Annotated in this window: 19 protein-coding genes and 2 tRNA genes; 9 read left to right on the top strand and 12 right to left on the bottom strand. The window is 66.5% G+C overall.

The features are described 5' to 3' along the window. On the top strand, positions 1-579 hold a 579-nt coding region (locus ABZW74_RS13985; RefSeq protein ID WP_355276874.1), incomplete at its 5' end, for an enoyl-CoA hydratase-related protein. Positions 580-585: 6 nt separating this feature from the next. On the opposite strand, the gene ABZW74_RS13980 is transcribed toward ABZW74_RS13985, so the two are convergent. The 3 genes from ABZW74_RS13980 to ABZW74_RS13970 form a co-directional block, all read right to left on the bottom strand. Next, positions 586-1,275 carry a uracil-DNA glycosylase gene (locus tag ABZW74_RS13980; RefSeq protein ID WP_355276872.1) on the bottom strand — a complete coding sequence of 230 codons (690 nt, stop codon included), beginning with the start codon at positions 1,273-1,275 and terminating at the stop codon, positions 586-588. After that, on the bottom strand, positions 1,275-1,796 hold the full coding sequence (locus ABZW74_RS13975) for a gamma carbonic anhydrase family protein (RefSeq protein WP_240857550.1): 522 nt from the start codon (positions 1,794-1,796) through the stop codon (positions 1,275-1,277). Before ABZW74_RS13975 ends, ABZW74_RS13980 begins: the two co-directional genes overlap by 1 nt. Before the next feature lie 79 nt (positions 1,797-1,875). Continuing rightward, a complete protein-coding gene (locus ABZW74_RS13970) occupies positions 1,876-2,949 on the bottom strand; it encodes a thiamine-phosphate kinase (RefSeq protein WP_355276870.1) in 1,074 nt (357 codons plus the stop codon). 153 nt (positions 2,950-3,102) lie between these two features. Here ABZW74_RS13970 and ABZW74_RS13965 point away from each other — a divergent pair, with 153 nt between their 5' ends. Beyond that, positions 3,103-3,348 carry an Lrp/AsnC ligand binding domain-containing protein gene (locus ABZW74_RS13965; RefSeq protein WP_240857548.1) on the top strand — a complete coding sequence of 82 codons (246 nt, stop codon included), beginning with the start codon at positions 3,103-3,105 and terminating at the stop codon, positions 3,346-3,348. Between the two features lie 22 nt (positions 3,349-3,370). Then, positions 3,371-4,084 carry a DUF3515 domain-containing protein gene (locus tag ABZW74_RS13960; protein ID WP_240857547.1) on the top strand — a complete coding sequence of 238 codons (714 nt, stop codon included), beginning with the start codon at positions 3,371-3,373 and terminating at the stop codon, positions 4,082-4,084. Positions 4,085-4,103: 19 nt separating this feature from the next. On the opposite strand, the gene ABZW74_RS13955 is transcribed toward ABZW74_RS13960, so the two are convergent. Further along, complete coding sequence (locus ABZW74_RS13955; RefSeq protein WP_240857546.1) at positions 4,104-5,111, bottom strand: NAD(P)H-dependent glycerol-3-phosphate dehydrogenase; 1,008 nt, start codon at positions 5,109-5,111, stop codon at positions 4,104-4,106. A 105-nt stretch (positions 5,112-5,216) separates the two neighbouring features. On the opposite strand from ABZW74_RS13955, the gene cofC reads away from it, so the two are divergent. The 3 genes from cofC (at position 5,217) to ABZW74_RS13940 (ending at position 9,243) form a co-directional block, all read left to right on the top strand. Beyond that, a complete protein-coding gene (cofC, locus tag ABZW74_RS13950) occupies positions 5,217-5,972 on the top strand; it encodes a 2-phospho-L-lactate guanylyltransferase (RefSeq protein WP_355276878.1) in 756 nt (251 codons plus the stop codon). Positions 5,973-6,123: 151 nt separating this feature from the next. Beyond that, positions 6,124-8,295 carry an RNA degradosome polyphosphate kinase gene (locus tag ABZW74_RS13945; protein WP_240857610.1) on the top strand — a complete coding sequence of 724 codons (2,172 nt, stop codon included), beginning with the start codon at positions 6,124-6,126 and terminating at the stop codon, positions 8,293-8,295. Positions 8,296-8,340: 45 nt separating this feature from the next. After that, on the top strand, positions 8,341-9,243 hold the full coding sequence (locus ABZW74_RS13940) for an NUDIX hydrolase (protein WP_240857545.1): 903 nt from the start codon (positions 8,341-8,343) through the stop codon (positions 9,241-9,243). 94 nt (positions 9,244-9,337) lie between these two features. Here the strand turns inward: ABZW74_RS13940 and ABZW74_RS13935 are convergent, their stop codons facing one another. From ABZW74_RS13935 to leuC, 3 genes are all read right to left on the bottom strand, one after another. Beyond that, positions 9,338-9,928: an HU family DNA-binding protein gene (locus ABZW74_RS13935; RefSeq protein ID WP_240857544.1), complete on the bottom strand. Its 591-nt coding sequence runs from the start codon at positions 9,926-9,928 to the stop codon at positions 9,338-9,340. A gap of 177 nt (positions 9,929-10,105) precedes the next feature. Then, on the bottom strand, positions 10,106-10,699 hold the full coding sequence (gene leuD, locus ABZW74_RS13930) for a 3-isopropylmalate dehydratase small subunit (RefSeq protein WP_355276866.1): 594 nt from the start codon (positions 10,697-10,699) through the stop codon (positions 10,106-10,108). A 41-nt stretch (positions 10,700-10,740) separates the two neighbouring features. Further along, entirely contained in the window at positions 10,741-12,177 is a 1,437-nt protein-coding gene (gene leuC / locus ABZW74_RS13925; RefSeq protein WP_240857542.1) for a 3-isopropylmalate dehydratase large subunit, read from the bottom strand. Between the two features lie 118 nt (positions 12,178-12,295). Between leuC and ABZW74_RS13920 the strand changes: the two genes are divergently transcribed. Further along, positions 12,296-13,030 carry an IclR family transcriptional regulator gene (locus ABZW74_RS13920; protein WP_355276864.1) on the top strand — a complete coding sequence of 245 codons (735 nt, stop codon included), beginning with the start codon at positions 12,296-12,298 and terminating at the stop codon, positions 13,028-13,030. Positions 13,031-13,069: 39 nt separating this feature from the next. Next, a complete protein-coding gene (locus ABZW74_RS13915; RefSeq protein ID WP_240857540.1) occupies positions 13,070-13,567 on the top strand; it encodes a PPOX class F420-dependent oxidoreductase in 498 nt (165 codons plus the stop codon). A gap of 56 nt (positions 13,568-13,623) precedes the next feature. Here the strand turns inward: ABZW74_RS13915 and ABZW74_RS13910 are convergent. From ABZW74_RS13910 to ABZW74_RS13890, 5 genes are all read right to left on the bottom strand, one after another. Then, a tRNA-Glu gene (locus ABZW74_RS13910) sits at positions 13,624-13,696 on the bottom strand. Positions 13,697-13,764: 68 nt separating this feature from the next. Continuing rightward, positions 13,765-13,836, bottom strand: a tRNA-Gln gene (locus ABZW74_RS13905). 85 nt (positions 13,837-13,921) lie between these two features. After that, a complete protein-coding gene (gltX, locus tag ABZW74_RS13900; RefSeq protein ID WP_240857539.1) occupies positions 13,922-15,397 on the bottom strand; it encodes a glutamate--tRNA ligase in 1,476 nt (491 codons plus the stop codon). Between the two features lie 36 nt (positions 15,398-15,433). Further along, on the bottom strand, positions 15,434-16,246 hold the full coding sequence (locus tag ABZW74_RS13895; protein ID WP_240857538.1) for an alpha/beta hydrolase: 813 nt from the start codon (positions 16,244-16,246) through the stop codon (positions 15,434-15,436). Continuing rightward, on the bottom strand, positions 16,243-17,031 hold the full coding sequence (locus tag ABZW74_RS13890) for a fumarylacetoacetate hydrolase family protein (protein ID WP_240857537.1): 789 nt from the start codon (positions 17,029-17,031) through the stop codon (positions 16,243-16,245). The genes ABZW74_RS13895 and ABZW74_RS13890 overlap by 4 nt, the downstream gene beginning before the upstream one ends. A gap of 114 nt (positions 17,032-17,145) precedes the next feature. Here ABZW74_RS13890 and ABZW74_RS13885 point away from each other — a divergent pair, with 114 nt between their 5' ends. Beyond that, complete coding sequence (locus ABZW74_RS13885) at positions 17,146-18,369, top strand: MFS transporter (protein WP_355276876.1); 1,224 nt, start codon at positions 17,146-17,148, stop codon at positions 18,367-18,369. The last annotated feature ends 41 nt before the right edge of the window (positions 18,370-18,410 follow it).

Here is an 18,410-nt window from a genome sequence, read left to right as displayed (position 1 = left end):
GCCGCGGCCGAGGACCGGCCCACCTACCTGCGTGGCCTCGCCGACAACTTCCACGCGATGGTCGCCGCGCTGTACGAGGCCGACCGGCCCGTGGTAGCCGCTGTCAAGGGCTGGGCAGCCGGCGCCGGGATGTCGCTGGTACTGCACGCCGACCTCGCGATCGGCGGCGAATCCACCCGCATGCGTCCCGCCTACCGCGGCATCGGCCTGACCCCCGACGGCGGGATGACCTGGACGTTGCCGCGCGCAGTCGGGGCCGCCCGAGCCCGCAACATCATCCTCACCGATCGGGTGATCTCGGCGTCGGAGGCCGCCGACTGGGGTCTGCTGTCCGAGATCGTCGCCGACGACGATGTCGACGCGCTCGCCCGGGCCGCAGCCGAGAAGATCGCTGCCGGGCCATGGCAGGCCGATCAGGGTGCCCGCCGACTGCTGTCCGCGGCCCCCGATCACAGCCTGGTCGAGCATCTGGCGCTGGAGGCGCAATCCATCGCGCTGCGGTCGGGCGCGCCGGAGGGACGCGAGGGCGTCGACGCCTTCATCGGCAAGCGCAAGCCCGACTGGGCAGCCTCCCGTTAGAGCCCGTCAGGGCAAACGCCAATCGACCGGGTCGGCGCCGAGATCGGCGAGTTCGGAGTTCGCGCGACTGAAGGGCCGCGAACCGAAGAACCCCCGCGACGCCGACAGCGGCGACGGGTGCGGCGACACGATGACCGGGACATCCGGCATCCACTTCTGCAATTCGGCCGCGTGTTTGCCCCACAGAATCGCGACGAGTGGTTCGTCGCGATTGGCGAGCGCCTTGATCGCGCACTCGGTGACCTGCTCCCAGCCCTTGTTGCGATGCGACGCGGGCTCACCCGGCGAGACCGTGAGCACACGATTCAGCAGCAGCACGCCGGCGTCGGCCCAGGGACTCAGATCGCCGTTCGACGGCATCGGGTAGCCGAGGTCGGCGCAGTACTCGGTGTAGATGTTGGCCAGTGACCGCGGAATCGGCGAGACGTCGGGCGCCACCGAGAAGCTCAGTCCCACCGCATGCCCCGGCGTCGGATACGGATCCTGTCCGACGATGAGTACCCGCACATCGTCGAAGGGCCGCGTAAACGCCCGCAGCACGTGCTGGCCGGCCGGGAAATAGCCGCGGCCCTCGGCGATCTCGGCGCGCAGGAACTGCCCCATCTCGGCGACCGCCGACTCGACCGGCGCCAACGCCTCCGCCCACCCGGGATCGACCAACTCCGACAGGGGTTTCGGATTCGGGGGTTTCGCCATCAGTCGAGCCTCCGCAGTGCGGAGCGGTAGTACTGGGCGTTGCGGAAGTACATCTCGCAGTTGAGATCGACGTGGCCGTCAGTCACCTCGAAACCCTCGCGGATCTTCGCCGGGACACCCAACGCCATTCGGCGGGCGGGTACGGCGAACTTGAACGGCACCACAGCGCCGGCGCCGACGATCGCACCGTCACCGACCGTCGAACCGTTGAGCACCACCGACCCGGACGCGATCAGGCAGTTGTCCCCGATCGTCGCACCCTCAATGTGCGCGTTGTGCCCGACCACGCAGCCCGCCCCGATCACCGTCGGATCGACAGGGGTGCAATGGATCACGGTGCCGTCCTGGATGTTGCTGCGCGCGCCGATGCTGATGGTCCCGTAGTCGCCGCGCAGCACCGCGCCAGGCCACACCGACACCCCGTCGCCGAGGGTGACCGCCCCGATGACGACCGCGTCGGGATGGACATAGGTGTCCGCGCCCAGTATCGGCGCGCGGTCGTCGAGTGCATATATCGCCATGCCCCGATCTAATCACCCGCTTACCGATGGTCGCCGCGCGACCGGAGGATCGACGAACCCAGCCGTCAACTGTCCAGTCTCAGGCCGAGAAGGACTCCCAGCCACGCAATCGCGGACCGTCAGCGGCATGGATCGACCTGCCGTCGACCAGGACATCAGCGGGGACGCGCTCCACTCCCGGCGCCGAACTCACGCGGCCCGCTCGCTCCGCTCCCGGCGCCGACACCTCTCCGATCACCGTCCAGCCGGCCGGTACCGCGTCCGCGTCGAAGGCGGCCAGCAATTCGTGGTCTTCGCCGCCGGCGAGTACCCAGTCGACGACATCGGTGCCCAGCTCTTCCGCGAGCGCGGTCACCCTCTCATGTCGGGGCACGCTGCCTGAGCGCACCGACAGCCGAGTGCCCGACGCCTGCGCCATGGTGATCAATTCTTCGACGAGACCGTCCGAGATGTCGGTCATCGCATGTGCCCCGGCAGCCGCAGCAATCGGACCCTGGGTCAGGTCCGGCGATGGAATCCGATACGCGGCAACAAGATCCTGCCACTGCGCGATCAGGTCGTCATCCCCCGACGACAGCACCGCCAGGCCTGCGGCGCAGGCTCCCACCGGGCCGCTCACCGCGAGCACGTCTCCTGGGTTCGCGCCGCCGAGCACCACCGGCTCGGTGCCGTCCATCGCCCCGACTGCGGTGACACTGACCACTACTTGCTGCGCCGCCACGAGATCCCCACCGAGTACCCGCGCCCCGAGGCGATGCGCGGCGTCGACCATCCCCATGTTCAGGTCGAGCAGCGTCCCGACGAGAGTCGACGGCGGAGCCGCGATCGACACCACCACGCCCGTGGTTCGTCCGCCCATCGCGGCGATGTCCGCGGCACTCTGCACGATGGCGCGCGCACCCACGTCCTGGGCCGATGACCAGTCGAATCGGAAGTGCCTGCCCTCGACCGCGGTGTCGGTGCTGATCACCGTGACGCCCCGGGTGTCGATCACCGCGGCGTCGTCGCCCGATCCGATCACGATGTCGTGGTGTGCCGCCGAACCGCGTGCCTGTGCGGTGAACGCGGCGATCATGGCCCGCTCACCGATCTCGCCGACGGTCGCCGTACGCACACCATCGGACTCGGGCTTTCCGGCACCGGCGGCCGTCATTTCTGTTCACCCGGTCTCTCTGAGTCGCGCGTGGAAGGGTTTGTCGGTGACAATGTGTGCCACAGTGTATTGGCTCGGCGGGCGGTTCCCGCCGAGCGCGACATTGCCGCCGGCGTCGACAGCCCGATCCGGCGATGTGGATAAACGGAGAGGATGGCCGTGGTTCAGGCATACATACTGATCCAGACCGAGGTCGGACGGGCCGCGCTGGCCGCGGCGACCATCGCGGAGATCTCGGGGGTCGCCTCGTCCGAGGAGGTCAGCGGTCCTTACGACGTGATCGTCCGGGTCGATGCCGCCAACGCTTCTCACCTGACCGACGACGTCGTCCCGCAGATCCAGAAGGTGGACGGGATCACGCGCACCCTCACCTGCCCGGTGGTGAGCAGCACCCGCTGAGGCGGGCACTACCCTGTACCGAGTGAACGCAGCAGGCCCCGACGACAGCGGTTCGGTAGATCCGGACATCGCGGATACGGACGCCACCGGCAAGTCAGGTGGCGGCGACGCGGCGGATGACCGGGCGACAGTCGAGGCCACGACGGACGAGGAACCCACCGACGGTCGTTCGTCCGAGGGCCGCCCGGCCGAGCGCTACGGTTCCGGCCCGCGACTGAGTCCCGCGCTGATCGCAACCCTGGTCACGATTCCGATCATGGTGCTGGTGGGGTTCATCACCTATGCCGCGCTGAATCAGGACGACGACCCGACACCTGTCGACAACTACACCGTCGACACCGCAGTCGCGCCCGCGTGCGAGAAGTTCCTGGCCGCCCTTCCCGAACACTTCGACGGGTTCGGCGCCAAGGAGGTTCGGGGACAGAACGCCACCTGGCCGGCCTCGGGCGACGGTGACGACCTCACGCTGCGGTGCGGTGTGACCCGCCCCGCGGACCTGGCGCCGAGCAGCAAACTCCAGGTCGTCGATGCACCCGGGTCCGAACCAGTTCAGTGGTTCATCGTCGACACCATCGAGGGGCAGGGCCAGTCATATGTCGCCGTCGACCACCGGCCGTATGTTGCGCTGTGGGTGCCCGCCAACGCAGGCAACGGCCCCATCACCGACATCACCGGCGTGATCGCCAAGACGCTGCCGCCCGGGCCCCTCGAGTTTGCGCCCGCACCGTCACGGTGAGCGCGGGTGATTCCCGGCGTCAGTCACGGTAGATCTCGGGCTTGATCTCCCGCCCGAGCAGCGAGCTCACCGCATCTCCGACGGACATTCCCGAGTGGCACACCTTGTGCACCGCAGCTGTCAGGGGCATGTCGACCTGATGCTTCTCGGCCAGCGCCCGCACCGAGGTACACGACTTGACGCCCTCGGCGACCTGGCCGTGGGTCGCCTCCTGCGCCTGTTCCATCGTCAACCCCTCGCCCAGTCGGGCGCCGAAGGTGCGGTTCCTCGACAGCGGCGACGAGCAGGTCGCCACCAGATCACCGATCCCGGCGAGACCCGCGAGAGTTTCGATCTTCGCGCCGACCGCCACCGCGAGCCGGATGGTCTCGGCCAGCCCACGGGTGATGATCGTCGCCAAGGTGTTCTGCCCGAATCCCACACCGCTGGCCATGCCGCAGGCGAGCGCGATGACATTCTTGGCGGCACCACCGATCTCGCAGCCGATCACATCGGTGTTGGTGTACGGCCGGAAGTAACCGGTCGCGAACGCCTTCTGGAGGCGGCCCGCCCGCTCTTCGTCGACGCACGCGATGACGGTGGCCGCGGGCTGTCCCTCTGCGATCTCACGCGCCAGATTGGGTCCGGTCAGGACCGCGATCTGCTCGTCGGGAAAGGCGGTGACCTCGGCGATGACCTCGCTCATCCGCAGCAAGGTACTCGTCTCCACCCCCTTGGCCAGGGACACCAGCGTGGCGTCCTTGCGCAGATGAGGGGTCCACGCAGCGAGGTTGTCGCGCAACGATTGTGACGGCACCGCGCACACCACCACGTCGGCTTCTGCCAGCAGTTCCGGGTAGGAGTTCGACGCCTCGAGGTCGGCGGGCAGGGTGATTCCCGCGAGGTAGTCGGAGTTGGTGTGGGTGGAATTGATCTCGTCGGCCAGTTCGGCCCGACGCGCCCAAATCGACGTCGGAGTCCCGGCGTCGACGAGAACCTTTGCCGTCGCGGTCCCCCAGGAACCCGCACCCATCACCACCGCACGCACTGTCGTCCTCTCGTCGAGCCTGTGTTGGTGATCACCCTAGCCCTCGCCATCGATGCTTCGGCACGGAACCGGCCCGGGAGGACCAGCCGTATCCTGAGGAATGTGATGGAGTCTCGGGCCGCCGGCGCATGCGGCGGCGTCGCCGCCGATGGCACGCGGCGATCGGGACGGGTTTCGGCGGTGCTGGCCGTCAAACACCTGCGCGACGCCAAAACCCGTCTCGCTGCGACGCTCTCTCCCACCGCGTCGGTGACCGACCATCGTTCCCTTGTCCTCGCGATGCTGCTCGACACCATCGGGGCTCTGACGTCGGCCGGTGTGGATCAGATTCTGGTGGTGAGCCCCGACAACGATGTCCTGACGCATGCCCGGGCCGCGGGCGTGCGCGGCGTGCGCGAACCGGCCCGAGGTGACCGGGAGACGCCGGTGGCTGGGCTCAACCGTGCATTCGCCGACGGAGCACACCGCGCGCAGGAGATCTGGCCCGAGTCGGATTGGGTGCTGCTCATCCAGGCGGACCTACCGGCCGCACGCGCGACCAGTCTCATCGAGGTGATCGACGCCGCCGAGCAGGTCGCACGCAATCGTCTCTGCGATGAGGTCCTGCTCGCCGATCGGGACGGTTCGGGCACCGTGCTGTTGCTCCGACGCCCGTCGTGCGTCGATCCGCCCCGTTTCGGTGCGGGTTCGGCGGCCGCGCACCGGGGTGCGGGCGCGCTCGAACTCGATCCTGACCGGCTGCGCTGGTCCGATCTGCGGACCGACGTCGACACGGCCGGCGACCTCGACGCCGCGGCCGCTCTGGGCTTGGGTCCGAAGACATCCGCTGTGTTGAGCGCATGGGGTGAATCCGCCGACTGACGGGTCGCCGCCGACCCGCCTCACGCCGACCCACCGCGTGATGCGCCCACCGGCGTCACAGATTCGGCCGATGAGTCATGATTGACCGGTGAGCCCTGCCGACGCCTTCGACGCCTCCCCCGACTCGGGCACCCAGACACCGGAATCGCATGTGACAGAACCGACGGTCACGACCTCGATACCAGGCGCGCCGCCCGCGGCCACCCTGATCCCCGACGAGTCGGCCGACCTGCCCGAAGACCGGTACCTGAACCGGGAACTGAGTTGGCTCGATTTCAACTCCCGGGTGCTGGCGCTGGCCGAGGACACCTCGATGCCGCTCCTGGAGCGTGCGAAGTTCCTCGCGATCTTCGCGTCGAATCTCGACGAGTTCTTCATGGTGCGCGTCGCAGGTCTCAAACGCCGCGACGAGACCGGGCTGTCGGTACGCTCCGCCGACGGACTCTCGCCCCGAGAGCAGTTGTTGCGCATCGCGGGCCGCACCCAGACCATTGCCGACCGGCACGCCCGCGTGTTCATGGACTCGGTGCGGCCGGCGTTGGCGGAGAACGACATTCACGTGGTCGGCTGGTCGGACCTGACCGACGAGCAGCAGCGCCGAATGGTGGAACACTTCCACGACGAGGTCTTTCCTGTCCTCACCCCGCTCGCCGTCGATCCCGCGCACCCGTTCCCTTACATCAGCGGTCTCTCACTCAATCTCGCGGTGACGGTCCGCGAAGATGCCGAGAGCGGCGAACACTTTGCGCGCGTCAAGGTGCCCGACAACGTGAATCGCTTTGTGCGCGTGGATCAACTCCTGCCGCGGCCGACCGGGGAAGGCAAGGAACAGAAGCGCACCGTGGTGTTCCTGCCCATGGAGAATCTGATCGCGGCGAACCTCGAACACCTCTTCCCTGGCATGGAAATCGTTGAGCACCATGCCTTCCGGATCACCCGCAATGCGGACTTCGAAGTCGAGGAGGATCGCGACGAGGATCTTCTCCAGGCCCTCGAGCGGGAACTCGCGCGCAGGCGCTTCGGCTCCCCGGTGCGCCTCGAGGTCGCCGACGACATGAGCGAGCACATGCTCGAGTTGCTGCTGCGCGAGCTCGACGTCAATCCCGCAGATGTCATCCAGGTACCCGGTCTCCTCGACCTGTCGTCGCTGTTCGAGGTCAACGCACTCGACCGGCCGCATCTCAAGGACCGTCCGTTCGTCCCGGCGACGCATCCCGCCTTCGGGGAGCGCGAAACCCCGAAGAGTGTCTTCTCCACCTTGCGCGAGGGTGACGTGCTGGTGCATCACCCCTACGACTCGTTCTCGACGAGCGTGCAGCGCTTCATCGAACAGGCCGCCGCCGACCCGCAGGTTCTTGCCATCAAACAGACCCTGTACCGCACGTCGGGCGACTCGCCCATCGTCAATGCGCTGATCGACGCGGCCGAGGCCGGTAAGCAGGTCGTGGCGCTCGTGGAGATCAAGGCGAGGTTCGACGAGCAGGCCAACATCAAGTGGGCACGTCAGCTCGAGCAGGCCGGAGTCCACGTGGTCTACGGCCTCGTCGGCCTCAAGACCCACTGCAAGACCTGTCTCGTGGTGCGTCGCGAGGGCTCGTCCATCAAGCGGTATTGCCACATCGGCACCGGCAACTACAACCCGAAAACCGCTCGCCTGTACGAGGATGTGGGTCTGCTGACGGCATCCCCGGACATCGGCGCGGATCTGACCGATCTCTTCAATACCCTCACCGGCTACTCCCGCAAGAAGGAGTACCGCAACATCTTGGTTGCGCCGCACGGGATTCGGGCAGGCATCATCGCCCGCATCAATCGGGAGATCGAACTGCACCGCGAGGGCAACCCGCAGGCGCGGGTGCAGGTGAAGGCCAATGCACTCGTCGATGAGCAAGTGATCGACGCCCTCTATCGGGCATCGCAGAATGGCGTTCCCGTCGAGATCGTGGTGCGCGGAATCTGCGCGCTGCGGCCGGGGATGGAGGGCATCAGCGACAACGTGGTCGTCCGATCCATCTTGGGCCAATTCCTCGAGCACTCGCGAATCCTGTATTTCGGTGCGCAGGACGAGTACTGGATCGGCAGCGCCGACATGATGCATCGCAACCTCGATCGTCGCGTCGAGGTCATGGCGCAGGTGCGTGATCATCGACTCACCGCCGAACTGGGTGAGATGTTCGCCTCCGCACTGGATCCACGCACGCGCTGCTGGATACTCAAGTCCGACGGAAGCTGGGTGGCATCACCCGCCGCCGGCGAAGACGTTCGCGACCATCAGCGAGAGATGATGCGCCGCAATCGCCGACGTCCGGACATCGGGTCATGACGGGCAGCACCTTTTCGTAACCTCGACGCTCTAGGATCGCTCCCGATGTCGAAGACAGTGAAATCCGTGTGGGCCGCCGGCGGCGTCGTGTGGCGCGCGACCTCCGACTCGGTAGAAGTCGCAATCGTGCACCGGCCCCGCTATGACGACTGGACCCTGCCGAAGGGCAAGGCCGAAACCGGCGAAACCCTTGTGGACACCGCGGTCCGGGAGATCGCCGAGGAGACGGGCTTCAACGTTCGACTCGGCCGACACCTCCGCGACGTCAGCTACGACCTCGATCACTCACGCAAACACGTCCGGTATTGGTCGGCACCGGTCATCGACGGCGAGTTCGCCGCCAACGGCGAGGTCGACAAACTGCGCTGGCTCGACGTCGACAAGGCGGAGAATCAACTCAGCTATGCACTCGATCGCAAGATCCTGCGCGAGTTCACCCGACTGCCGGCCGACCTGCACACTCTGCTGCTGGTACGACATGCCAAGGCGGGACGGCGATCGCGCTACCGCGGCGACGACCGGCTGCGTCCTCTCGACTCGGAGGGGCGCAAGCAGGCCGACGCACTGGTCGGATTGCTGAGCGCATTCGGCGCCACTCGGGTGCATGCCGCCGATCGGGTCCGCTGCCGACAAACCGTCGAACCGTTCGCGTCATTCCTCGACACCGCGATCGAAAACGAGCCGACGCTGTCGGAGGAGTCATACCGGTCGGAACCGAAACCCGCGCACCGCCGGATCCGGGAGATCGCCGCCGACCTCGACCATGTGCACGCGGTCTGCAGTCAGGGCAAGGTCATTCCGCCGTTGATGGCATGGTGGGCCGATCGCGACGGCATCCGGCTACCCGCGGCGCGGAACCGCAAGGGAAGCGTGTGGGTCGTGTCGGCGCACGACGGTCGGCTCGTCGCCGCCGACCACATCTCGAGTCCGCTGCCCATGCCGTTGTAGCGATGCCCTGACGGGGCGGTCTTGCTCGGCATACAGTTCAGCCCTCGACGGGGGAAGTACGTCGAGGGCTGAACGGGGTTGGGTGCGAAGCTACTCAGCGACGAGTGCGCTTGGCCGGGGCCTTCTTGGCCGGAGCCTTCTTGGCTGCGGTGGCCTTCTTTGCCGGAGCAGCCTTCTTGGCCGGCGCCTTCTTGGCGGGAGCCTTCTTGGCTGCGGTGGCCTTCTTGGCGGGCGCTGCCTTCTTGGCGGGAGCCTTCTTGGCTGCGGTGGCCTTCTTTGCCGGAGCAGCCTTCTTGGCCGGAGTGGCCTTCTTGGCTGCGGTGGCGCGCTTGGCCGGTGCGGCCTTCTTGGCCGGAGCGGTTGCGCCGCTACCGCGCTTGACGGCCGGGCCGGACGCAGCGAGCTTCTGCTTGCCGGCGACGACGGCCTTGAACTGAGCGCCCGGACGGAACGCCGGAACGGACGTCGCCCGCACCTTCACGGTCTCGCCGGTACGCGGGTTGCGGGCCACACGCGGTGCGCGCCGCCGCTTCTCGAAGACGCCGAACCCGGTGATGGTCACGCTCTCACCCTTGTTCACCGCCCGAACGATCGTGTCCACCACGAGCTCGACGGCTTCGGTCGCAGTCTTGCGATCCGCGTCGAGCTTCTTGGTCAGCTCATCGATGAGCTCTGCCTTGTTCATTGATTACCTCCGCAAGCTGTTCTGACCACGCTTTTTTGGCCAGCTACCACCACACGGTAAACAACGAATTCGAAAACGTCCATCTTCCACGCCAATTAGACGGGCATGTTGCGAAATCGATAGTGATGGCCGTCATCTCCCCGAACGGGGATATGGGGTTTGGGAAGCGGTCCGAAATCAGGCCGGAAGCGTGACCGGTTTGAAAGCGCGACGAGTCGCCTCGTAGTCGGAAATCGCTTCTACCTGGCGCAATGTCAGCCCGATGTCGTCGAGACCTTCCATCAGACGCCACCGCGTGTAGTCATCAATTGCCAACGGCACCACGAGGTCTGCAGCGGTGACGGTCTTATGGACAAGGCTCACCGTCACTTCCAGACCCGGCTGCTCGTCGAGACGCTTCCACAACAACTCGACGTCGGACTGCTCGACCTGCGCGGCAACCAATCCGGCCTTCCCGGCGTTGCCGCGGAAGATGTCGGCGAACCGCGACGAGATCACCACCCGAAACCCGAAGTCCGACAGTGCCCAGACGGCGTGCTCGCGCGACGACCCGGTGCCGAAGTCGGGCCCGGCGACGAGAACCGAACCGCGACTCCACGGCTCGTTGTTGAGGATGAAGTCGGGATCGGCACGCCATCCGGCGAAGAGTCCGTCCTCAAAGCCCGTGCGGGTCACCCGCTTCAGGTAGACGGCCGGGATGATCTGGTCGGTGTCGACGTTGCTGCGGCGCAGGGGAACGCCGATTCCTGTGTGTTCGGTGAAAGGTTGCATCGAGAGGCCTTTGGTGTGGTGAGGGACGTTGTGGGATCTGGTCAGGACAGGTCGGCGGGAGACGAGAGAGTTCCGCGGACCGCGGTGGCCGCTGCCACCGCAGGCGAAACGAGGTGCGTCCGGCCGCCTTTGCCCTGCCGTCCTTCGAAATTGCGGTTCGACGTCGAGGCGCAGCGTTCCCCCGGCGACAGCTGATCGGGGTTCATGCCAAGGCACATCGAGCATCCCGCCTGCCGCCACTCGGCGCCCGCGCCGACAAAGATCTCGCCGAGCCCTTCGTCTTCGGCCTGTGCCCGCACGCGCATCGATCCTGGCACGATCAGCATGCGCATCCCGTCGGCGATCTTGCGGCCCTTCAGGATGCCGGCCACCGCCCGCAGATCCTCGATCCGGCCATTGGTGCACGAACCGACGAACACGGTGTCGACCTTGATGTCGCGCAGCGGCATGCCGGGACGCAGATCCATGTACTCCAACGCCTTCGAGGCCGAGCTCGCCGCGGTCTCGTCACCCATGTCGGCCGGGTCCGGGACCACCGAACCGAGCGGAGCACCCTGGCCGGGGTTGGTCCCCCAGGTCACGAACGGGCTCAACGCGGACGCGTCGATGTGCACCTCGGCGTCGAACTCGGCACCTTCGTCGGTGCGCAGACTGTCCCAATACTCCACTGCGGCATCCCATTCCGCACCGGTCGGCGCATTTGGACGGTCCTTCAGGAAGTCATAGGTCACCTGGTCGGGTGCGATCATCCCGGCACGCGCGCCGGCCTCGATCGACATGTTGCATATGGTCATTCGGGCTTCCATCGACAGCTTCTCGATGGCTGCGCCGCGGTATTCCAAGACGTAGCCCTGCCCGCCACCGGTGCCGATCTTGGCAATGACGGCCAAGATCAGGTCCTTGCTCGTCACACCGTGGGGTAGTTCGCCGTCGACGGTGATCGCCATGGTGCGGAACGGCCGCAGCGACAGAGTCTGGGTTGCCAGAACGTGTTCCACCTCGGATGTGCCGATTCCCATCGCCAGCGCACCGAACGCACCGTGCGTCGAGGTATGGCTGTCACCGCACACGACCGTCATCCCCGGCTGGGTCAGACCGAGCTGCGGACCGACGACATGCACGATGCCCTGCTCGGCATCGCCCATGGGATGCAACCGGATACCGAACTCTTCGCAGTTGTGGCGGAGGGTCTCCACCTGTGTACGCGACACCTCGTCGGCGATCGGCTTGAAGATGTCGAGGGTCGGGACGTTGTGATCCTCGGTGGCGATCGTCAGATCGGGGCGGCGCACCGGACGCCCGGCAAGGCGGAGCCCCTCGAAGGCCTGCGGACTCGTCACCTCGTGCACGAGATGCAGGTCGATGTAGATGAGGTCGGGATTCTTCGCGCCGGATGCATCGGTGTCACCGGGCACCACAACGTGGTCTTGCCACACCTTCTCGGCGAGAGTACGCGGCTGGGCTGGGCTGTTACTCATGGCTGCACTCGTCTATCTCGTGAACTACTGGGGCTATCTGGAGTTCTCACCGGATGTCTCGTCAACGTGAACATCGCCAACGTGGACATCTCAGTATTTGGACGGATAGTATCGTCCTATGGGAAATGATAGCGCATCTCCGGTCAGCAGCGGAATCGGAGTACTCGACAAGTCGGTCGCGGTTCTGCACGCGATCGCCGAGGCGCCATGCAATCTCACCGAACTCTGTGCGCACACCGGACTCCCCCGCGCGACCGCGCACCGGCTGGCCGTCGGCCTCGAAGCGCACCGGTTCCTGGCCCGCGACAGTTCCGGACGGTGGCAACCGGGACCGGCGCTCGGAGAGCTCGCGGCGTCGGCCCACGATCCGGTGACCGAGGCCGCCCTCATGGTGCTCCCGCGACTGCGTGACATCACCGGCGAATCGGTCCAGGTCTATCGCCGCGAAGGTGCCGAACGCGTGTGTGTCGCGGCGATGGAACCGCCTACGGGACTTCGGGACACGGTCCCGGTGGGCACCCGGTTCCCGATGAGTGCCGGATCGGCGGCCAAGGTGCTGCTCGCCTGGGCCGACCCGGCGACCCAGCGAGCCCTGGTGCACGACAGCGTGTTCAGCGAACGGGCCCTGCACGAGATCCGTCGTCGGGGATGGGCACAGAGCGCAGGAGAACGTGCCGCAGGCGTCGCCAGCGTGTCGGCGCCGGTGCGCGACGCCGGCGGGGACGTCGTCGCCGCCATCTCGGTGTCGGGTCCGATCGACCGGATGGGCCGACGCCCGGGCGCCCGGTGGGCGGCAGACCTCCTCGCCGCGGCCGACGCGATCCACAAGAGACTCCAGTCATCTCGCGGGTGAGGTGTGCCGTCGATCTCAGGCGTCGGCTAGCGTCAGAGCATGGGAGTCAATCAGCGCACACAGATCGTCATGACCGACGACGAGATCACCGAGTTCATCGCCCGCAGCCGGACCGCCACCCTGGCGACCACCGGACCGGACGGCGGCATCCACCTCGTCGCGATGTGGTACGGCATCGTCGACGGCGAGATCTGGTTCGAGACCAAGGCCAAATCGCAGAAGGCCGTCAACCTCCGACGCAACAGTCGCTGCTCGGTCCTCGTCGAAGACGGTGACACCTACGGCACCCTGCGCGGCGTCGCGATCGAGGGCACCGCGGAGATCCTCGACGACCCCGACTCCTGCCTGAAGGTAGGGATCAGTGTGTGGGAGCGCTACACCGCGCCCTACACCGAGGAGTCCAAGCCCTTCGTCGAGCAGATGATGAACAAGCGTGTCGCGGTGCGCGTCATCCCGTCGCGGACGCGCTCGTGGGATCACCGCAAGCTCGGTCTGGGCGAGATGCCGGTGTCGGGCTCGACCGTGCCGTCGACATAACAGTCGCCAAAAGCGAAGGCGCCCCCTCCGACATCTCGGAGGGGGCGCCTTCGTTGTAGCCCCGACGGGATTCGAACCCGCGCTACCGCCTTGAGAGGGCGGCGTCCTAGGCCGCTAGACGACGGGGCCAAGGAACTTTCGTTCTTGAACTGCTACATCCGATGAGACCCTACTCGGTGCTCATCGTGTGTAGTTCGCTGGGGTACCAGGACTCGAACCTAGAATGGCTGAACCAGAATCAGCTGTGTTGCCAATTACACCATACCCCAAGGCTTTGACCATTCCCGCGAGGAAACGGCCGAGCGCTAGAGTATCAAAGCCTGACCAGAAGACCACAAACGTGCAGCTCAGGCCCTATTTTTCGCTCAGTTCCCGCGCGGCCGCCAAGCGGGCCAGCGTCTTGTCGCGGCCGAGGATCTCCATCGACTCGAACAGCGGCGGACTCACCTGCGAGCCGGTGACCGCCACCCGCACCGGGCCGAATGCCTTCCGCGGCTTGAGTTCCAGACCGTCGACCAGAGCACTGTTGAGCGCGTCGTGGATCGACGGAGTGGTCCAGGACGGCAACTCGGCTATCGCGTCGATGGTGGCAGTGAGGACCGGTACGGCGTCCGGGCCGAGGTTCTTGTTCGCCGACTTCTCGTCGATGACGAAGTCCTCGTCGGAGACGTAGGCGAAGCTGATCAGATCCCAGGCGTCACCGAGAACCTGTATGCGGGTCTGGACCAACTCGGCGAGCGCGGCGAAGGTCGCGTCGTCGATCCGCTCCGTCAGCTTGCCCTGACCGATGAGGAACGACTTGAGTCGGGCGGTGAAGTCACCGAGCTCGAGCATGCGGATGTGCTCGGCGTTGATCGCATCGGCCTTCTTCTGATCGAAACGGGCGGGATTGGAGTTCACGTCGTGCACGTCGAAGGCGGCGATCATCTGTTCGAGGGTGAACACATCCGTCTCGTGCGAGTACCCCCAACCGAGCAGTGCGAGGTAATTGAGCAGCCCCTCCGGGAGGAAACCGCGATCGCGGTGATGGAACAGATTCGACTCCGGATCGCGCTTGGAGAGTTTCTTGTTGCCCTCCCCCATCACGAACGGCAGATGCCCGAACGCCGGCACCGCGTCGGCGACACCGATCCGAATGAGCGCCTGGTACAGCGCGATCTGGCGGGGAGTCGAGGACAACAGATCTTCGCCGCGCAGGACGTGGGTGATCTTCATCAACGCGTCGTCGACCGGGTTGACCAACGTGTAGAGCGGATCGCCCGAGGCACGGGTCAGCGCGAAGTCGGGGACGGTGCCGGCCTTGATGGTCGTGGTACCGCGGACCAGATCGTCCCAGCTGATGTCGGCGTCCGGCATGCGTAGGCGCACAACAGGTTTGCGGCCCTCGGCGAGAAAGTCGGAGCGCTGTTCGGGGGTGAGGTCGCGGTCGAAGTTGTCGTAGCCGAGTTTCGGATCACGACCGGCCGCCCGGTGTCGCGCCTCAACCTCCTCGGGTGTGGAGAACGCGTGATACGCCTCGCCCGAGGCCAGCAACTTCTCGACGACCTCGGCATGGATCTCGCGTCGCTCCGACTGCCGGTAGGGCCCGTACGGCCCCCCGACCTCGGGCCCCTCATCCCAGTCGAGGCCGAGCCACCGCAACGCCTCCAGGATTGCGTCGTAGGACTCCTGACTGTCACGCGCGGCGTCGGTGTCCTCGATGCGGAACACGAAGGTGCCGTTGTCGTGCCGGGCCTGAGCGAAGTTGAACAGTGCGGTCCGCACCAGACCGACGTGCGGCGTCCCGGTCGGCGACGGACAGAAACGGACGCGCACACCCTCGTTGTTCATGTGGGCCAGCGTATCGAACGCCCGATGCCCCGATCGTCAGCGGTGACGGCCGAGGAACTCGACGAGAAGTCGATTCACCTCGGCGGGCTGCTCGAGGTAACCGAAGTGCCCGGCCTTGGCGACCTCGGCGTACTCGGCACCCGGAACCGCGTCGGCCACCTCGCGTGCGAGTTTCGGCGGCAGGGTGCGATCGTCGGCAAACCCGATCACGAGCATCGGACGCGTGATCGCTCGATACGCAGCCAGCCGGTTGGCCTCCTGGTTGTGCAACTCGAGTTGTGCACGCACGCCGGCCGTCACCGTCTGCGGCGAGAAACCGATCACGTCGAGCCAGTCACGGGCGGAACGATCGTCGTCGAGCGTGTGCGGCGACAGGTTCAGATGTGCGGTGATCGCCGCCTGATACTCCGGTGGCAGCTTGATCTTGTTGTCGTAGAGGTCGCGCTCGCCGGCCGAAATCGCTTCCTGCAGCGGCGTACCCCGACCGTAGGTGGCAACGGCGACAGCGGCTTTCACCACGTCGGGGCGTGCGAGCGCGAGCTCCTGGGTGATGCGCGCGCCGAGGGACGTTCCGACGACGAGGGCCGGCCCGCCGCCGACATGCTCGATGAGAGCTGCCGTGTCGGCGACCATGTCGTCGACGGTGAATCCCTCGGCGCACTCGGATGACGGTGCGATACCCCGGTTGTCGAAGGTCACCACCCGATAGCCCGCCTTCACCAGTGCGGGTTCCTGATTGGCCTTCCAGACCCGGCCCGGACTGCCGGTACCCATCACCATGACGACGAGCGGACCGTCGCCACTCACGTCGTAGGAGATGTCGATGCCGTTGACCCTCGCGACGGTCACGACCTCTCCCCAACCGGATTGGACAGCGTCCCCAGCCCCTCGACCGTGACCGAAACCCGTTGTCCGGCAACCATTGGGCCGATCCCTTCGGGCGTTCCGGTCAAGATCACGTCACCGGGCAGCAGCGTCATGACGCGCGAGATCCACTCCACGATCGCGCCGATGTCGTGCAGCATCAACGACGTTCGGCTGCGCTGGCGGACCTCACCGTCGAGTTCGGTGCGCAGTTCCACGTCGGACGGGTCGAAGTCGGTGTCGATCCATGGTCCGAGTGGGCAGAACGTGTCGTAGCCCTTGGCGCGGGTCCACTGCCCGTCGATCTGCTGCTGGTCGCGCGCGGTGACATCGTTGGCAACCGTGTAACCGAGGATCACGTCCTTGGCCCGTGCGGCCTTGACGTCCCTGCATGGTTGCCCGATGACCACCGCGAGTTCGCCCTCGTAGTCCACTCGTTCCGACGAGGGCGGACGCAGGATCGGGACGTCGGGACCGATGATCGAGGTGTTCGGCTTGATGAAGATCACCGGCGACGCCGGGGCCCGCCCACCCATCTCCTTGATGTGATCGGCGTAGTTCTTGCCGATGCAGATCACCTTGCTCGCCAGGATCGGTGCGAGCAGCCGTACGTCGGCGAGCTTCCACGACCGGCCGGTGAAGGTGGGTGTGCCGAACGGGTGCTCGGCGATCTCCTTGGCCACCGCATCCGGTGTCACTCCATCCGGACCGGCCCCCTCGATGGAGACGAATGCCACTCCGCCGGGACTCGCGATTCGACCTAAGCGCATGTCGATGACACTACCGCCGGGTCTCAGATGTCGAGAACCGGGTTGGAGTGGTTGCGTGGCTCGTTCTAATATGTGGGCATTGAGTTCCAAAATATGAGATTGGTGGTGAGCGACGTGACCGTGATCGACGCGGTGTCCGTGCAACGCAGGTGGTCGATGCTCGGATGTTCGCTGCTTGCCGCCCTCACCACCACCTGCGTGGTGAGCGGAGTCGCCTATCTGATTCCGGCGCTGCACGCCGACGCCGGGCTCACGCTGACCGAGGCGTCGACACTCGCCGCCATCCCGACCGTGGGGTTGATGGTCGCCATCATCGGCTGGGGCATGCTGCTCGACCGGTACGGCGAGCGACGCATCCTGACGATTTCGCTGTCGATCAGCCTGGCCGGTGCGAGTGCGGCCGCGGCGGCAGCGTTCGCCGGTGCCTCGTATCTCGTGCTCGGTGCTTGCCTGCTCATCGGCGGCGTCGGATCGGGTGCGGCCAACGGTGCGAGCGGTCGGATCGTTGTCGGGTGGTTCCCCGCCGACCAGCGTGGCACCGCGATGGGTATTCGCCAGATGGCCCAGCCGCTGGGCATCGCAGTATGTGCACTCACCATGCCGGCGACGGCGGCGGCGCACGGAATCGGTGCAGCACTTGCCATTCCGGCCGTCGTGACCGCGGCGGGACTTATCGCGGTACTGATCGGCGTCGTCGATCCGCCGCGGCACCCGACCCGCGTCGTGGACTCGCACGCACCAGCTCCGAAGCGAAATCCCTACCGGGAGAGCAGTTTCCTGGCCCGCGTACACACCGTCAGCGTTCTGCTGGTGGTACCGCAGTCGATGCTGTGGACCTTTGTGCCGACCTGGCTGATCGTCGCGCATCATTGGGCGCCGACGACAGCCGGTGTCTTGATCACCGTGACCCAGGTGATCGGTGCGCTCGGTCGGATCGTCGCCGGCCGGTGGTCGGACGCCTGGGCGTCCCGGATGCGCCCGGTCCGGCTCATCGCGATCGGCGCGGCCGCCGCGATGGCTGCGCTGGCCTTCGCCGACTGGATCGACAGCCCATGGGCGCCCGCCCTGATGGCGGTGGCCACGGTGATATCGGTCGCCGACAACGGACTCGCGTTCACCGCCATCGCGGAGTACGCGGGACCCGAATGGAGCGGTCGGGGTCTGGCCGTGCAGAACACGGGTCAGTATCTGGCGACGGCGGTGACCACACCGGTGTTCGGCGCATTGATCGCGGCCGTGGGCTTTCCGCTGACCTTCGCGATCACCGCGCTGACGCCATTACTGGCCGCTCCCCTGGTACCCGACGATCCGCCGGTCGTCGAAGAGCCGGTGGCATAGGCCGCCTCGACACACTCTGTGTCCACATGAGAACCTGCGTG

Origin of the sequence: Gordonia sp. NPDC003585, from assembly GCF_040610755.1 — a bacterium.
GTDB lineage: Bacteria > Actinomycetota > Actinomycetes > Mycobacteriales > Mycobacteriaceae > Gordonia.
Note: the sequence above shows the minus strand (reverse complement) of the source record. Positions and strands in the feature narration are given on the sequence as shown.

Excerpts from the sequence above, each read along its gene's own strand:
- ABZW74_RS13965 (WP_240857548.1), top strand. The coding sequence starts at position 3,103 with ATGGCCGTGGTTCAGGCATACATACTGATCCAGACCGAGGTCGGACGG.
- ABZW74_RS13915 (WP_240857540.1), top strand. The coding sequence starts at position 13,070 with ATGGGAGTCAATCAGCGCACACAGATCGTCATGACCGACGACGAGATC.
- ABZW74_RS13890 (WP_240857537.1), bottom strand. The coding sequence starts at position 17,031 with ATGCGCTTAGGTCGAATCGCGAGTCCCGGCGGAGTGGCATTCGTCTCC.
- gltX (WP_240857539.1), bottom strand. The coding sequence starts at position 15,397 with ATGAACAACGAGGGTGTGCGCGTCCGTTTCTGTCCGTCGCCGACCGGG.
- ABZW74_RS13920 (WP_355276864.1), top strand. The coding sequence starts at position 12,296 with ATGGGAAATGATAGCGCATCTCCGGTCAGCAGCGGAATCGGAGTACTC.
- ABZW74_RS13970 (WP_355276870.1), bottom strand. The coding sequence starts at position 2,949 with ATGACGGCCGCCGGTGCCGGAAAGCCCGAGTCCGATGGTGTGCGTACG.
- leuC (WP_240857542.1), bottom strand. The coding sequence starts at position 12,177 with ATGAGTAACAGCCCAGCCCAGCCGCGTACTCTCGCCGAGAAGGTGTGG.
- ABZW74_RS13975 (WP_240857550.1), bottom strand. The coding sequence starts at position 1,796 with ATGGCGATATATGCACTCGACGACCGCGCGCCGATACTGGGCGCGGAC.
- ABZW74_RS13940 (WP_240857545.1), top strand. The coding sequence starts at position 8,341 with ATGTCGAAGACAGTGAAATCCGTGTGGGCCGCCGGCGGCGTCGTGTGG.
- cofC (WP_355276878.1), top strand. The coding sequence starts at position 5,217 with ATGGAGTCTCGGGCCGCCGGCGCATGCGGCGGCGTCGCCGCCGATGGC.
- leuD (WP_355276866.1), bottom strand. The coding sequence starts at position 10,699 with ATGCAACCTTTCACCGAACACACAGGAATCGGCGTTCCCCTGCGCCGC.
- ABZW74_RS13935 (WP_240857544.1), bottom strand. The coding sequence starts at position 9,928 with ATGAACAAGGCAGAGCTCATCGATGAGCTGACCAAGAAGCTCGACGCG.
- ABZW74_RS13980 (WP_355276872.1), bottom strand. The coding sequence starts at position 1,275 with ATGGCGAAACCCCCGAATCCGAAACCCCTGTCGGAGTTGGTCGATCCC.